This is a genomic window from Spirillospora sp. CA-108201, assembly GCF_050936235.1.
Lineage (GTDB): Bacteria > Actinomycetota > Actinomycetes > Streptosporangiales > Streptosporangiaceae > Spirillospora.
The window spans coordinates 1,469,486-1,484,169 of record NZ_JBNJNE010000001.1 but is presented as its reverse complement, the minus strand read 5'-3'; the positions used below and the strand labels follow the sequence as shown (position 1 = coordinate 1,484,169).

Annotated in this window: 9 protein-coding genes and 2 pseudogenes; 4 read left to right on the top strand and 7 right to left on the bottom strand. The window is 70.4% G+C overall.

All coding sequences use genetic code 11. From position 1 onward, the window contains the following. Positions 1 to 55: 55 nt before the first annotated feature. Both ACQEU6_RS07170 and ACQEU6_RS07165 read right to left on the bottom strand, forming a co-directional pair. Positions 56 to 1,228 carry an MFS transporter gene (locus ACQEU6_RS07170; protein ID WP_499329905.1) on the bottom strand — a complete coding sequence of 391 codons (1,173 nt, stop codon included), beginning with the start codon at positions 1,226 to 1,228 and terminating at the stop codon, positions 56 to 58. 565 nt (positions 1,229 to 1,793) lie between these two features. Next, positions 1,794 to 2,051, bottom strand: coding sequence for a transposase (locus ACQEU6_RS07165; protein WP_499329902.1), 258 nt, complete (start codon positions 2,049 to 2,051; stop codon positions 1,794 to 1,796). Here ACQEU6_RS07165 and ACQEU6_RS07160 point away from each other — a divergent pair. Beyond that, positions 2,014 to 2,208: pseudogene (locus ACQEU6_RS07160) on the top strand (metal ABC transporter solute-binding protein, Zn/Mn family); the annotation flags it as partial. The gene ACQEU6_RS07165 and the pseudogene ACQEU6_RS07160 sit on opposite strands and share 38 nt — an antisense overlap. Here ACQEU6_RS07160 and ACQEU6_RS07155 read toward each other — a convergent pair. After that, positions 2,192 to 3,055, bottom strand: a complete 864-nt coding sequence (locus ACQEU6_RS07155; RefSeq protein ID WP_499340109.1) for a tyrosine-type recombinase/integrase — start codon at positions 3,053 to 3,055, stop codon at positions 2,192 to 2,194. The pseudogene ACQEU6_RS07160 and the gene ACQEU6_RS07155 overlap by 17 nt on opposite strands. A gap of 1,182 nt (positions 3,056 to 4,237) precedes the next feature. Here ACQEU6_RS07155 and ACQEU6_RS07150 point away from each other — a divergent pair. Then, a complete protein-coding gene (locus tag ACQEU6_RS07150; RefSeq protein WP_499329899.1) occupies positions 4,238 to 4,945 on the top strand; it encodes a GNAT family N-acetyltransferase in 708 nt (235 codons plus the stop codon). Positions 4,946 to 5,687: 742 nt separating this feature from the next. Here ACQEU6_RS07150 and ACQEU6_RS07145 read toward each other — a convergent pair. Continuing rightward, entirely contained in the window at positions 5,688 to 6,032 is a 345-nt protein-coding gene (locus ACQEU6_RS07145; protein WP_499329897.1) for a hypothetical protein, read from the bottom strand. A 292-nt stretch (positions 6,033 to 6,324) separates the two neighbouring features. Next, positions 6,325 to 7,566: a transposase gene (locus ACQEU6_RS07140; RefSeq protein WP_499329894.1), complete on the bottom strand. Its 1,242-nt coding sequence runs from the start codon at positions 7,564 to 7,566 to the stop codon at positions 6,325 to 6,327. A gap of 818 nt (positions 7,567 to 8,384) precedes the next feature. Between ACQEU6_RS07140 and ACQEU6_RS07135 the strand changes: the two are divergent. After that, positions 8,385 to 9,476 (top strand): annotated as a pseudogene (locus ACQEU6_RS07135) (IS110 family RNA-guided transposase); the annotation flags it as partial. Between the two features lie 749 nt (positions 9,477 to 10,225). Here the strand turns inward: ACQEU6_RS07135 and ACQEU6_RS07130 are convergent. Together ACQEU6_RS07130 and ACQEU6_RS07125 are read right to left on the bottom strand one after the other, a co-directional pair. Then, positions 10,226 to 10,687, bottom strand: a complete 462-nt coding sequence (locus ACQEU6_RS07130; protein WP_499329891.1) for a hypothetical protein — start codon at positions 10,685 to 10,687, stop codon at positions 10,226 to 10,228. A 129-nt stretch (positions 10,688 to 10,816) separates the two neighbouring features. Further along, entirely contained in the window at positions 10,817 to 11,047 is a 231-nt protein-coding gene (locus ACQEU6_RS07125) for a hypothetical protein (protein ID WP_499329889.1), read from the bottom strand. A gap of 372 nt (positions 11,048 to 11,419) precedes the next feature. Between ACQEU6_RS07125 and ACQEU6_RS07120 the strand changes: the two genes are divergently transcribed. After that, positions 11,420 to 14,503 (top strand): DUF4132 domain-containing protein, encoded by a 3,084-nt coding sequence (locus ACQEU6_RS07120; RefSeq protein WP_499329887.1) that lies wholly within the window; start codon positions 11,420 to 11,422, stop codon positions 14,501 to 14,503. Positions 14,504 to 14,684 lie beyond the last annotated feature (181 nt).

The window sequence follows — 14,684 nt, the reverse complement described above, 5'->3', positions numbered from 1 at the left end:
CGTGACGGCAGCGCGCTGGCGGCACACCGGTCGCTGGGGGCGGGGAGAAGCAGGTTCACGGTGGATCCGGTGAGCGCCGGGCGTGCGCGGCGGCTCCGGCCGCACAAGCCAGTCCGATGGCCGCGCACACCAGCGGCCCGTGCGGCCCGGCCCGGCCGATGACGACGGTGCTCACGGCGGCGGCGACGCCGGAGACCAGGTAGAACATCCCGAAGTACGTCCCCGGCCGGTCCGGGCCGCCGTACGAGCCGACCAGGTCGTACACGAACGGCTGCGCCATCATCACGCCCACCGCCAGTCCGAGCACGGCCACCAGCACCGGAACGGGGCCGGGCAGGAACGCGGGCGCCAGGAAGCCGAGGCCCATCACCGCCAGCCCGCCCGCGATGGCGGCCGTCCGCCGCGCCGGATGGCCGAGGAACCGGGTAAGAGGCACCTGCAGCACCAGCGTGGCCACGGTGGCGATCACGAATACCGCCGCGACCGCCTCCGGCCTGCCGGTCGTACGCTCGGCCGCCAGCGGGAGCACCAGGTAGAGCTGGTTCTGCAGCGCGTACATCCCGCTCAGCGCGAACGCGAACGCCATGAAACGCCGGTCGCCCAGGCATGCCCGCCAGTCGCCCAGAACCGAGCCGCCGCCGCTCGGCGGAACGTCCCGCACGGGCAGCACCGCCGCCTGCCCGACCGTGAGCACAAGGAAGATCAGCGCGGCGGTCACCGCGACGACGCGGAAGTCGGCGAGCAGCAGCACCGCGCCCAGGACCGGCCCGCAAAGCGCGCCCGCTTGCGCGAACACGTTGAACAACGCGAACGCCCCAGCCCGGTCCGGAGCCTCTACCGCGACGTAAGCCCGTACGGCGGGATTGAACAGCGCTCCTGCCAATCCGCTGAGCACCGCCGCGCCCACCAGGACGACCAGCCCGTCGCCGAACGCGAACATCCCGAATCCGACCGCGCGCAGGCCGCAACCCGCGATGATCACGCGGCGTGCTCCCAGCCGGTCCGCCGCCGCGCCGCCGACGGGGAACAGCCCCTGCTGGGCCAGGTTGCGGGCACCCAGAACCAGCGCCGTCGCGGCTGCCGACATGCCCAGGTCCCCGGTCAGGTGGGTGGCCAGATAGGGCACCAGCAGGTAGAAGCCCACGTTGACACCGAACTGATTGACCAGCAGCAGCCGCACCGCCACGGGCAGAGCCACCGCCTCGCCGCGCCCGCGTCCGACCTCCATGCGGCTCCGTCCATGTGGGCGGCGAGGCACCGTCCATGGATTCCGCATACGGCCCCTCTCCGGACGCGCGCCCCCTTGTCCGGCACTCCAGGCCGAAGCGGTGACATGCTAACGATAATGGAAACGGTTATCAATTCAGGTGGGGGACCTGCCGGGCAACCTGCCGAGGGTGCTTGCCTCCACGGGCATCGCCGTGCCCAGTTGAAGGTGGATGCAGTGGTTGATCGGCCGTTCACGGTCGTCGTCTGCCGAGCGGGTCCCTGCTGCCCGCAAGAGACCGGCAGCGACCTGCTCCGCCACGGCTCGGCGTCGTCGTCCGGCAGAGCCGGCTCGATGCTCGATCTCCATCGTGATGTCCGACCGGACCGGCTCAGCGACAGGGCCTTGCGGAGCAGCGCCGCCATGCGCACGGTCGGCCCTGATCATCGCCAGGGCGCAGGAAAGCTTCACTCGCCGTCGTTTTGGTTGGGGTCGGCTCTCCTCGCGAAGTCCGCAGAGTGGCAAGAAGACTGCTGAAGATCTTGTGAGAGGCTGTCCGGTCGTGGGCCGGAGAAGCCCCTCATGGTTATGTGCCGGCTGGTGAGAGGTGCCAGGTGTCGTTGTCTCGGGTGAGTCCGAGGTTGATGAGTCGGCGGAGGTTGAGGGCGGCGGCTCGGGTCTGGAGCCAGGCGTCGCCTTTGATGGTGCCGCGGTGGCGGAGGCGGCGGTTTGCGTGGTGGACGAGCCAGGCGATGGCGCGTTCGACCGGTGGTCTCCAGCGGCGGTAGTCGGTTCTCGCCGGGCAGATCGACTCGCTGCCCGCCGACCAGCGCAAGCTGGTCACCAACCACGACGCGTTCGGGTACTACATCGACCGGTACCACCTGACGGTCGTCGGCTCGATCATCCCGAGCTTCGAGACCTCGGCCGAGCTGTCGGGCAAGCAGCTCAACTCGCTGGTCGCCAAGATCAAGTCGACCGGGGTCAAGGCGGTCTTCTCCGAGTCCTCGCTTCCGTCCAAGACCGCCGAGGCCATCGGCCGCGAGGCCGGGGTGAAGGTCGAGGGGGGAGGACTCCCTGTACGGGGACACGCTCGGCCCGGCGGGCTCGGCGGGCGCCACGTACCTGGAGATGGAGCGGCACAACACCACCGCCATCGTCACGGCGCTCAAGGGCTGACGATGGCCCCCATGAGGAAGCGGAGGTCCGGTGCGGGGAGACGGTCGGTCGTCCTGCGCCGTCGATCAGTCCGGTGGCCGTGCAGGCGAGCTCCAGCGGCTCGTCGAACAGGTATTTCTTGCTCATCGGCTGGCCGCGGTGCATGAACACCCACCGGACCGGCTGCTGGGCCCAGGTGTCGAAGCGAGCGGCCGCCGCGGCGGCCTTGGCCGACTCGATCAGCTCGCGGAGCGCGTCGGCCGCCTGCGGGTGCAGCGGGATCATGCGTTCGGTGTAGGTCTTGCCGACCGGGATCCGCAGCCTCGGGTAGCCGTCAGGGTAAGCGTCCAGGCAGTCGATGGTGAGCCGGAGGATCTCGTTCTTGCGGGCGCCGCCCCAGCGCAGAAGCAGCAGCGCGGCCCGCTGGTAGGGGTTGTCGAGTCCCTCGACGGCTTTCATCAGCCGGTCCAGTTCTTCGCGGGGGATGAATCGCGGCAGCCGGGACGGCAGTTTGGGCAGGTCAGTGCGGCCCAGCACCGGCCGGGTGGGCACGTCGTCCCATCCCCACTCGCCGGCCTCCCGGAAGAAGTTGAGGAGGGGGCTGATGTAGGTGTAGCGGGTGCGTGCCGCGAGCGGCCTGCCGTTGCGCGGGTTGATCCGGGCGTGCAGGTAGGCGAGGTATGCCTCCATGTGATCGCGGGTCAGCTCGGCCAGGCTGGTGATCTCCGGGTGTTCTTCGGCGAGCCAGCGCAGCAGGTAGCGGAAGGCGTCGCGGGCGCCGCGGACCGACTCGTGCCGATCGGTGCTCTGCAGCCGGCCGATCAGCCACCGGTCGATCGGCGCGGCGATCGCGGGCGAGGTGCCGGGCGGCACCGGCTGTTCCTTCCAGATGACGTCGTTGCGCAGGCTATGCAGTGGTTCCCGGGTGATCTGCCCGTTGTTGAACAGCAGCACGTGCAGGCTGTGCAGCCGTCCCATGCACTGCTTCTGGAACAAGGGCGCCAGGACGGCGGGGTCGTGGATCCGGCGGGTGCTGTGCACGTGGCAGGCGCGGATCAGCGGTGCCTCTGGCAGGGCGCACCAGCGGCGGATCTCCTCGGCGAACGCCACCAGGTCCCCGTAGCCGATCGCGGTGATGTCCGGGTCGCCTCGCCAGAGGACCAGCCGGGTGAGGGCCCAGGTCAGCGACGTGCGGCCGTGCCGGTAGCCGAGCTGGCGTTGCCGCTGGTCCAGCCACTCCAGCAGGTCGAGGTCGACGCCCAGTGCTCTGCCGGTCTGAGGTTTGATCAGACTGTCGAAGTCGCGGCTCAGCAGGTAGTCGGCGTCCAACGGCATGCGGTGGATCATCGCCAGGTAGACCAGGTAGGAGCCCGCGTCGTAGGCGGGACCGGTCCGCTTGCCCGCGGCCGAGAGGATAGGAACGCCCTCGGCGCTCAGGTCGAGGCGCGTCAACAGCGGTGCGGCGAACCATTCCTCCAGGTCGGGCCAGTGCCGGACGAACTTGTCGTAGAAGTAGCGGCGAGCCTTGATCGTCGGGAGGCGAGCCTGCCCCCGCGACCAGTTGTCGCCTGTTCGCAGGCGCGGCCGTGCCCCTGTGCTGCCCGGGAGGCGGGCGACCGGCACCGCCCCGCGGCTTGAAAGCAACCCGAACGACATGAACGACATGAACGACACCGATAAGCCGCAAATAGTGCCAACGCAGCGGGCCCCAGAGACAACTCTCCGGCGGCCTGCGCTGTCCCTGCCTGCTTGGGCTACGCGGCGCCGATCCGCTCCCTCGCGGCGTCGGCCGAACGACTCCTGCCAGTCTCACGGGCCAGTCAGCGACTCGACGCGGGCGGCGTTGTGCAGCAGGCTCACTAGCCTCTTGCCATGAACGGGGACGAAGGACGCCTGCTGGCCCTGGAGATCGACGTGAACTACGGCCTCGCGCCGGATCCGGACACTCCTCAAGCAACCCTGAGAGATCCTTCCCTGCTCGCGGTGTGGGCATGGTCTCCCCGCGCACGTCTCCTGGCGCTCGCGCCCGGCCTCGCGTTGCCCAGCTCCATCGACGGCATGGAGCAGAAGTACAGCCCCGGCCGTCTACCCGACGCACTTCACTGTCTGGTCGCATCCCTCGACCACCGGACGGTGTCTGTCGAGGGCGGCCCGTGCTTCGTCTTCCCAGACCGTCTCAACATCCCTGATCCGGCTCCGCTACCCATCATTGCCTCCACCACCGACGGCCAGCGCACCGCCCAACACCTGATCCGGCCGGACAACTGGCAGCCCGACGAGTGGAACGAGCTGATCAACGGGCGCATGGGTGAGTGGGCCATGGCCATCCGCGACCGGGAGCCGGTGTCGATCTGCTTCACACCCGCGTCGAACGCCACCGCCGGGGAGGCAGGCATTTGGACCCGCCCCGACTTCCGCGGCAAGCGCCTCGCACCGACCGTCGTAGCCGCCTGGTCGCAGCGTGAGCACCGCACCAAGACCGTGCTCTTCTACAGCACCACCGCAGACAACCACGCATCCCAATCCGTCGCCCGCACTCTCGGCCTCACCCAACTGGGCTGGATCTGGACCGCACGTTGAAAGACAAGTACCTGTTTCTGATCCTCCGGTGGCCGGGTGAGAGAGCGCAGCCCTTGATGTTTCGCGCGGTTTCGACCGGCGGAGACGTACGACCGTCGTACCTCCAGCGGCCAGGCCGGGCCGGGCGGTTGAGCGAACCGCGTCGTTAGACTCGCCGGAGTCCCGTAGGGACTCCCGCGTATCCGGCGCGAGTCGACTCCCCGCGGGCTCGACGGCAACGAGCACAGACCACGGGCCGACGAGGGCCAGGCGGACGAGCCCGTTCACGAACACCCAGTTCAGCGGTGCCGAATTGGGCTGTTGGGGGTCAAGGGCGGCGGCCTGGCGGCCGCCGCGGCGCGCGGCCCGGACGGGCCGGGCGTGCGGCCTGGGGGCCGGTCCCGGCCCGGCCGTCCGCGCGCCGCTAGACGCTAGGACGCCGATCAGGAGCCCGTGAGCCGCTAGCGGGACCGCTAGGTCTAGCAGAAGCGTCCGCTAGACGTCTGCGCCCCGCTAGAGGACGTCTCAGCGTGTCCCCGGGGACGCCTGCAGGACGTCCGGGCCGGCGTTGCCGAAAGAAATGAGCACGAGCGCCAGGAGGGCGGCGGGGCCGCCCCCGGGAAGGTCATCTGGCCGCACGTCAGGTCAGCCCGGTGCCGGGTGCTGACGGCCACCCGGGAGTGGTGATCAGCGGGGTGGTGCGGTGGTGGCTGTACAGCATGAGAGGCCCCGACGGGTCGGGGCCTCTCGGGCGTACGCGCCGCTAACGCGGCGGCGGGGCGGACGACTCGAACCAGATGTGTTCGCTGTAGTCCGCCTCGGGTGGCGGTGGCTGGAACCTGGTCCACTGGTTGTCGAATTGGACCCAGTCACCGGCGTTGATCGTGGCGTAACCCTGCAGCACATTGAGGGTCCGGCATTCAGTACTCCCGGCGGCGCAGATCATGATCCTCGCGTTGGGGCGGCTCTTCATCACGAACCGGCGTTCGCCATCGAAGCGGCCCAAGATGTAGTCGGCGAAGACGCGCTCGGTCTCCCCGTTGATGACGGTCACGGTCCCCACCGTGTGCCCCTTTGAGCCCTCGGCAAGCACTCGAATGGTGGTCATGTGTTGTCTCCTTTGGGTATCCAGCGCTCCTGAAAACGCGCTGATCAACCAAGACCGTCACCACAACGACCCCAACCGCAAGAATCTCCCCAGATCCCCTCGGCCCGGATAACCACGCGGAGGACGTCTCAGCGCGTCCCCAGGGACGTCTGCAGGACGTCCGACCGGCGTTGCCGAAAGAGCGGACGGCGGACGAGGACGAGCACCAGGAGGACGGCGGCCGCGCGCGGGACCGCAGGTCAGCGGTTGCCGAAAGAACCGGCGGAGCAAGACCTCCGATAGTGCTAAGCCGTCAAGCGGCTGCCACGAGGACGGGTGGGAAGGCCTTGTCGACGTCGTAGATCTGGCCGGTCTGGAGGCAGTGAAAGAGCTGGCCGAGCATCCGGTTGAACAGGTGCCGGAGGGCGGAAGGGTGTCGATCGCCTCGATCGCGGCGCCGCTGATAGTGAGCTCGGGCTGGTTCGTGATTGGTCGAGGCCGCGAACGCCCAGACGAATCCGACCCCAGCAAGGCGATCGTTCTTGATCGTTCGGTGCGTGATGGAGATGCTCCGGCCTGAGGCCCGGGTGACCGGCGCAGACCCGGCATAGACCCGGCATAGGCTTTGAGGCCGCGGGCATCGGCGAACCGGGCCCGGTCGGACGCCGGTCTCGGCCAACACCCGGGCGCCGAGCTGGTCACTGAGACCGGGGAAGCTGACGATGATCGCGGCGTCGGGGTGTTGGCTGAATGCCTCGGCGACGGATTCGCCCAGGCGGTCGGCGTTGGCGCATTCGGTGTCCAGGGCGGCCAGGAGCGCGCGGGCCTGCTCGCCCATCGCCTGTTCGACCATCAGCGGGTGATGCAGCTGCGGCTGCCGCAGGGCCTGGTGGAGCTGCCCGGCCAGGCCGTCGATGCCGCGTTGCCGACCAGCCCGGCGCAGCGCCGCTGCGATGCGGGCGCGCGTCAGCTTGGCGGCGGCTGCCGGAGTGAGGGCGATGGCCAGGACGGCGCGGGCCTCTCGGCTGGCTAGGTTGGTGGTGCGTCCGGCGAAGGCGGCCAGGAAGGTGGGGAAGTACTCGTGCAGCAGCGAGCGCAGCTCGTTGGAGGCTTTGGTGCGCCGCCAGGTGGCGTCTTGGTGGGCGCGGGCCGGCACCGCGATGGCGCGGGCGAGTTCGGTGTCGTCGGGCAGGGGCCGGCGCGCGTGGGCGTCGGTGCGCAGGATGTTCGCCAGCGTCATGGCGTCGACGTGGTCGGACTTCTTGCGTGCCACGGTGTGGCGTTCGCGGTAGCGGGCGACGGCCATCGGGTTGATGGAGTAGACCTTGCGGCCGGTGCCGCGAAGCGCGGAGACCAGCAGGCCGCGCGGGGTCTCGATGGCGACCGGGATAGGATCGGCCGGATCGTCGCCGGCGTCGGTGAGCATCTGCAACAGCTCACCGAACCCTTCGGCGGTGTCCTTGATCCGGCGCTTGGCCACCAGATCACCGGACTGGTTGACCAGCGCAATGTCGTGGTGGGACTCGGCCCGGTCGATCCCGCAGAACACTTTCACGTGGGGCTCTCTCCTCTGGTCGCCCTCGGTATGCCCGACTGTGGGTCTCACCTGGCAGGGAACGCGCAGCGCTCTAATAACAAGGCTCGTGGCCTGGCCTCCGATGGAGCCGTTCGCGATCCCAGCGACCCGCACGGGCTCCCGGTCTGCCTAGAGAACTCCGAGGCTCTGATGAGGGCGAGGGATGCACCGCGCGGGCGGCTCGAACCACGATCGACAACCTGCCGTAAGCCGCCGCGGTGGAGGGCCCGATCCGTCCAACCCGTCCACCACGACGGAGCCGCGTCAGCACGGTCTTGCTCTAGGCCTCAGAGGACCAGATATGCGACAGGCGTTCGACGCGACACCCCTTATTGGATATGGGCTCAGGTGACCTGATCCTGTCCGCGCGGGTCGCGCGGTCGCTCCGCTGAGGGTGGTGGAGGGGGCCGGTTGGGCGTCGTGGACTCGGGGGCTGCGCCGCCCCCGAACCCCCGCGGGCCGGAACACCCGGACGCCACGCGGTCACGGATGCGGACCGTCCGAGGCGTCCGGGCGCTCCGGACGGTCCGTGATTCGGCTCACCCTGTTTTGGCTCACTTGGATCACCGGTCCCTACCTTTCAGCTCATGGGTGGTCCGGACCGTCGTAGGGTTCTGGCGCCCCGGGGTGCCGGGTGTGGCTTTCACCGGTCTGCCGTTGGTGTGGCTCGGGAGGACTGGCCGCCCGGCGCCCCCTGACGGCACGGCTGCTGATTGGGAGCTGCGAACTGATCGCTGAGTAGGGACATGCCAGCGTGGCCGTCTGCGGGACATGTGACGTCGGCGAGTGGGAGCGTGATGGGCCAGATCCGGGCTGGTGTCGATGCTGGGAAGACCCACCACCACTGCGTGGTCATCGACGGGGAAGGCAAGCGGATGCTGTCGCGGCGTGTCGCCAATGACGAACCCGAGCTGCTTGAGCTGATGAGCGACGTCCTGGACCTGGGCGAGGCGACTTGGGCGGTGGACCTGGCCGACGGCGGAGCGGCCCTGCTGATCGGGATCCTGACCGCCCATGACCAACCGCTGCTCTACATCTCCGGCCGCAAGGTCAACCGAGCCGCTGAGGGTTACCGGGGCGAGGGCAAGACCGACGCGCGAGACGCTGCCGTCATCGCCGACCAGGCCCGCATCCGCCGGGACCTGCTCCCGCTGCGCCCCAGCGATGAGATCAGCGCGGAGCTGAAAACGCTCACCACCCGCCGCACCGACCTGGTCCACGACCGCACACGCGCCATCAACAGGCTGCGTGCAGCCCTGACCAGCATCTTCCCGGCTCTGGAGCAGGCATTGGACGTCAACAACGCGGGGCCGCTGATCCTGCTGACCGGTTACCAGACCCCGGCCGGGCTGCGCCGCCTCGGCCGCACCCGACTGGAGGCATGGCTGAGGGCCCGCAAGGTCCGAGGCGCGGCCCAGCTCGCCCAGGCCGCCGCCGACGCTGCCGGCCGCCGGCACACCACACTGCCCGGCGAAGTCCTGACCGCCCAGCTCATCCAAACACTGGCCGGGGAGGTGATAGCCCTCAACGAGCGCATCAAGGACGTCGAGCAGCTCATCGAGGGCCGGTTTCGCCAGCATGAGAAAGCCGAGGTGATCGCCAGCCTGCCCGGCATCGGTGTCATCCTCGGCGCCGAGTTCCTGGCCGCCACCGGCGGCGACATGGACGCCTTCGGCAGCCCCGACCGCCTGGCCGGCTACGCCGGCCTGGCCCCCGCCGCCCGCGACTCCGGACGCATCCACGGCAACCTGCACCGGCCGCAGCGCTACCACCGCGGACTCCAGCGGGTCTTCTACACCTCCGCACTGATCAGCATCCAGAACCACCCCGAATCGCGAGCCTTCTACGACCGGAAGAGGCGCGAGGGCAAACGACACATCCAAGCCGTCCCACCCGCACTCAAGGCGGCCTGACCCCACTCGCTCAGTTGACAACGTCATTGGGAGTCCTCCCTGCGGGGGCGGCGAGCCAAGTCGTGGAGCCAAGACGAGGTCCAAGTGCGGACGGTCCCGGCCGGTCCGGAGCGGCCGGATTTCTGGAAGCAAGATGTAGAAGTGGGAACCACTTGCGGGGCGCGGAGAGCGGGGACGCAAGGACCGGTCTTGCCGGTCCGGTCGTCCCGCCCGGGGCCGGAGAGTGCGCGGAGACCCGGGGCGGAGAGGGCAACGGGTGGACTGGCTACGGTCGCCGACGGCCCCGCTCACCAGGGGTGCCGGACTGTAAGTCCGACATAACGCATAACTTGCTCTGCCCTAACGCCACTGCAAGTCGGACCTGTACGTCACGTCATCGCCGTACGTGAACTCCCAGACGTACGCCCCCCTCGGCGACTCGCCGACGTCCACCAGGACCACGCCCCCCGCGCCTGGCCCTCACACCGAGGCATTACCGAAATGATCACGGGTGAGCCGACTTGTTGATCATGCGTGACGGCGGGGCGGTGTCACGGGCGGGGGCTGGGGGAGGGTTACAGGTCGGCGCTCTGTGACGGCCGTGACGGGCCTGTCATGACGCCGTGTGACACGGGCGCGCGTCCCACGCGCAGCCGCACGCGCACGGGCCGGGCGGGGCCTGTAATGACGGCGGGGCGGCCCCGCGGATCGCGGGACCGCCCCGGTGCCGGGCGAGCGAAGAAGGGTCAGGCGGGCACGAGCTCGCGGTCCTCGTCGAGGGGCGACAGGTCCACGACCGTCCAGGTCTTGTTGCCGCCGGACCGCGAGTCCTTCAGCACGCCGATCGCGATCAGCTCGCGGAGCACGTTGTAGGTCCAGGTGCGGCCGTTGCCGGTCTTCTTGCGCACGATCGTCAGCTCGTCGTCGGAGGCGGTGAAGGGCTTGTTGCCGGTGGCGTGGCGGTGCCGGAGCCAGTCGGCCACCAGGTGGCGCGCGGCGGCCGGGTCCATCGGCGCGGCGGTGTCCTGGTCGGTCTCCAGGCCCTCGGCCTCCTCCTGCGTCGGCTCCTGGACGACGTCGCCGGCGCTCGCGGTGACGGTCGGGTCGGGGTCGTCGGTGCGCAGCGCTGCCGTGACCGGGTCGCCGGTCCGGCGGAGCTGGTCGAGCACGGCTGCGGCCCGGCCCTTGACCAACAACCGAACGGCCAACGGCGATAGCGAGCCGGGCCGGGCCGAGTTACCGCCGTCCACCGGTCCGATGCGGGTGGGGCCGGACAGGCGAAGACCCTCGGCCCCGAGTCGGGGCGGCCGAGGGTCTTCCGCGAGGTGGGGACGGTGTCAGGCGGTGGGCTGGGCGGTGGGGGGCGCGGCCCAGTGGGTGACGGTGATGTCGTCGAGCGGGATGCCGAGGTCGGCGTAGATGCGGGTGTGCATGCGGCCGAACCAGGCGTCGCGGCGTTCGTTGAAGAACTCGGGGTCGAACCAGGCGACGCCGAGGATCACGGTGCCGCCGCCGGCGGGGTTGCCGGGCTCGGGCTCGAACCAGGTGCATTCCCAGTCCCAGAGCATCTGCTCCTCAGGGGATCACCGCCCAGGTCAGAGAGGCCGAGCGGGAACCGTGATGTCGGTTGTGGACAGCCGGTGCCGAGCGTGGGCCGGAACGTGGCGGCCGCGCATTCCAAGCTGATGACCTGCGTAAACGCCTCCGGGGAGACCGGACAGACCTGGGCTTCTGTTCGGTCAGGGCCGGGGCGCGGTGCGTTTCCGGCGTACTCCGGCCGCCCCCTACCTGGCTTCCACCCCGTGCAGAGGACGTCGCGGAAATCGCATCAGGTCAATCCCATCGAAGGGTCGCGCGGCCAGCAACAGGAATTGGCCGGGGGGACAGCCCGGACTCACCGCACGGGGATTTGTCGGCCGATGGCGTTAGCGTTCCCGAACATGTCCGAGAACGCGCTCGTGATTCCCGAGCATCAGCGAAGCCGCCTCCACCCCCGGCGTGGCGGCGGGACGCCTGCCGCGCCCGCCGCCATCGACGCCGGGGCCGCCGAACGGCTGCGCGACGCCCTGACGGATTCGCAGGAGAGGGCCGAACGGCTGCTCAGGCACGGGGAGAGCGTTCGCGAGCTGGTCGAACCCGCCCGCGCCCACCTGGACGGCTCCGCGAACCCCACCGGCGCGGCCGTCCTCGCGGCCGCCGCCGCGAAAGAGTTCGGAAAGACCGCGGATCTTGCGGATGCGTGGGCCGCTGAGCACGGTCTGGCGTTCGCGGCCGGGGCGACGGCCGCGCTCGCCCGCATCCGAGTCGAGCCCGACGGAGGTGGCAGGGGTCGGCGCCTTCAGCTGGTGCGCCACGACGACCACGCGCTCATGTGGCGTCACGCCGACGCGGCCTTCGACGACGTCGCTCCCCGCGTGCGCGCGCTCATCGCGGCGGCCGGTGACGAACAGTACCGGGAGGTGGTCACGGTGCTGGCGCAATGCCGCCAGGACCTGATCGCGCGGATCGCCACGGCGTTCCTGGTGCCATCGAAGACCGGCTGGGTGGACGACCTGTGCGCCGAGCTGCCCGACGATCCGGCGCCCTGCCTTTCGCAGCGGGTCATGTGCTCGCTCGGCACGGCGGACCAGGTCGCGAAGTTCCGCACGAGGGCGCAGCCGTGGGAAAGGCTGGTCACGGACGAGGTCCTGTACACCGCCGCGGACGGGCTCGGTCCCGCGCTGGTCCCTCTCCTGACCGAACTCATCGACTGCACGGCCGATCCTCTGGCGTTGGAGGTCATGGGCATCCTGCCGTCCGACGAGGCGCTGAAGGCCCTGGTGGAACGCCTCGACCGGCCGGGCGTGCACGCGGCCGCCGTCGAGGCCGCGGAGCGCTTCCCCGAACGCGCACGCCGGGCTTTCCAGGACGCCGTGGACTCCAGTCCCGGGGAGATCGCCCGGTTCGCGGCGCGCCTGCTGGGCGGCACCGCCGAGCGGGAGGCGGGGTGGGCCGCCGACGCCGCGTTGGAGGACCTGCCGTCCGTGCTGGCCGACCCGCCCTGGGCCCGGGGCCTGCCGGACCGGAAGCCCGCCGTTGTCAAGGGCCTCGAACCCCCGGCCGAGCGAACGGTCATATGGGAGCCCGGTGAACGCGAGCGGTGGGCCGCTCTCTCGGACGTCGAAGAGGTCGGCTGGGAGAAGGTGATCGACCTCGTCCGCGATATGGCGGCGGTTCCTCCGGCGGCCACCGCGGAGCTGCTGTTCCCGTTCTGCGACGCCGGGATCGCCGCGCGGATGGCGGAGTGGCGGCTGCGGCGCCCGGCATTGAGCCCCGTCGCGGAACGCTGGTTCGCGCGGCACGCGGCAGCCGCGGCTCGCATGCTGGTCCCTGCCGCGCTCTCCGTCGGCAAGAAGGCCGCCGACCGCCGGGCGCGACGCGACGCGGAGACGGCGCTGGTCCACCTCGCCTCGCATGGGCATGCCGACGATGCCCTGGCCGCCGGCCGAGAGCACGGTGCCGAGGCCGCCGCCGGGATCGAGGCGCTGGTCGCGCTCGACCCGATGGTGGCCGCCCTCCCCGCAGAGATCCCCAAGGCCCCCTACTGGCTGGACCCGCACCTGATCCCCCAGGTGCTGCTGCGGGACGGGAGGGCGCTGCCCGCCGCTTCGGTCGGCCACCTGGTCACGCTCCTCACCGTGTGCGAGCCCGACGACGTCCACCCGGGCGTGAAGGCGGTGCGGGAGGCGTGCGCCCCCGCCTCCCTCGACGCGTTCGCCTGGAAGGTCTTCGAGCTGTCCGGCCTGCGCGAGCGCGGCGGCGGCGCCGGCCTCGGGGACGAGGCCTGGGTCATGGCCGCGCTGGGCCTGCTCGGGCAGGACGCCACGGCCCGCGACCTGACGCCGGTGATCCGCAAGTGGCCTGGCATGAACGGGAACCGCATGGCCGTCGCGGGCCTCGACGTGCTCGCCGCGATCGGCACCGACACCGCGCTCGGCGAGCTCAACGCCATCGCCGAACAGATCAGGTACAAGGGCCTGCGGGGCCAGGCACGGGACCGGATCGCCACGCTCGCCGCCCACCGCGGGCTGACCACCGAGCAGCTCGCCGACCGGCTCGTCCCCGACCTGGGCCTGGACGCAGCGGGCACGCTCGTCCTCGACTACGGCCCGCGCCGGTTCACGGTCGGGTTCGACGAGCGGCTCAAGCCGTTCGTGCTCGGTGAGGACGGCGAGCGGCGGGCGAGCCTCCCCAAGCCCGGCGCGCGCGACGAGGCCGAGCTGGCCCTGGCGGCGTACAAGCGGTTCACCGAACTGAAGAAGGCGGCGCGTGCCACCGCGGCCCCGCAGCTGGAGCGGCTGGAGCGGGCGATGGTCGCCGGGCGGTGCTGGAGCGCAGGGGATTTCCGCGCGCTCATCCTCGGACATCCCCTGCTCCAGCACGTCGCCCGTCGGCTGCTGTGGACCACCGGGGGCCCCACGTTCCGGATCACCGAGGACCGCTCGCTCGCCGACGTCGACGGAGCCGAGCCCGTCCTGTCCGGCACCGGCGAGGTCGGGATCGTCCACCCCCTTCACATGTCCGCGGACGAACTGGCGGCGTGGTCCGACGTCTTCGGCCGCTACGAGATCGTCCAGCCGTTCCCCCAGATCGCCCGCCCGGTCCACACGCTGACCGAGGACGAGCGTGCCGGGCACACGCTCGACCGGTTCCATGGCCTCACCGTTACGACCGGCGCGGCGCAGGGCATGGATCGGCGCGGCTGGACCCGTGGCGTCCCGCAGGACAACGGCATCATCTTCTGGATTTCGCGAAGCCTCCCCGGCGACCGGACGGTCGTGCTGGACCTCGACCCCGGCATCTCCGTCGTCACTCCGGGAATGTGGCCGGAGCAGCGGATCAAGACGGTCGGCATCATCTCCGGCGACAACCCGTTCTCGCGGCCCGGCAGCGGTTCCGCGACCTTCGCCGACCTCGACGAGGTGAACGCCTCGGAGCTCCTGACCGACCTCCTCCACCTCACCGAGAGCGGCACGGCCACGTAGAGACCGTTGCCCCGATCGGGAAGCGACGCATGGCCGCATGTCAGACCGAACCGCGTGAACCGCCTGAGTCCCGGGGTGTCCTGTGACATCAGTCGGATATGCCCGGTGCGGTTTTCTCCCGTCTCCAACATGCGGCACGAGGTCACCCCCGAGACTGTCCGATGGGGGATCTCCCTACCCG

What these genes read in the sequence shown, in the direction of transcription:
- ACQEU6_RS07170 (WP_499329905.1), bottom strand. Translation starts at nt 1,228, where the DNA reads ATGGAGGTCGGACGCGGGCGCGGCGAGGCGGTGGCTCTGCCCGTGGCG.
- ACQEU6_RS07125 (WP_499329889.1), bottom strand. Translation starts at nt 11,047, where the DNA reads ATGCTCTGGGACTGGGAATGCACCTGGTTCGAGCCCGAGCCCGGCAAC.
- ACQEU6_RS07155 (WP_499340109.1), bottom strand. Translation starts at nt 3,055, where the DNA reads ATGGAGGCATACCTCGCCTACCTGCACGCCCGGATCAACCCGCGCAAC.
- ACQEU6_RS07120 (WP_499329887.1), top strand. Translation starts at nt 11,420, where the DNA reads ATGTCCGAGAACGCGCTCGTGATTCCCGAGCATCAGCGAAGCCGCCTC.
- ACQEU6_RS07145 (WP_499329897.1), bottom strand. Translation starts at nt 6,032, where the DNA reads ATGACCACCATTCGAGTGCTTGCCGAGGGCTCAAAGGGGCACACGGTG.
- ACQEU6_RS07150 (WP_499329899.1), top strand. Translation starts at nt 4,238, where the DNA reads ATGAACGGGGACGAAGGACGCCTGCTGGCCCTGGAGATCGACGTGAAC.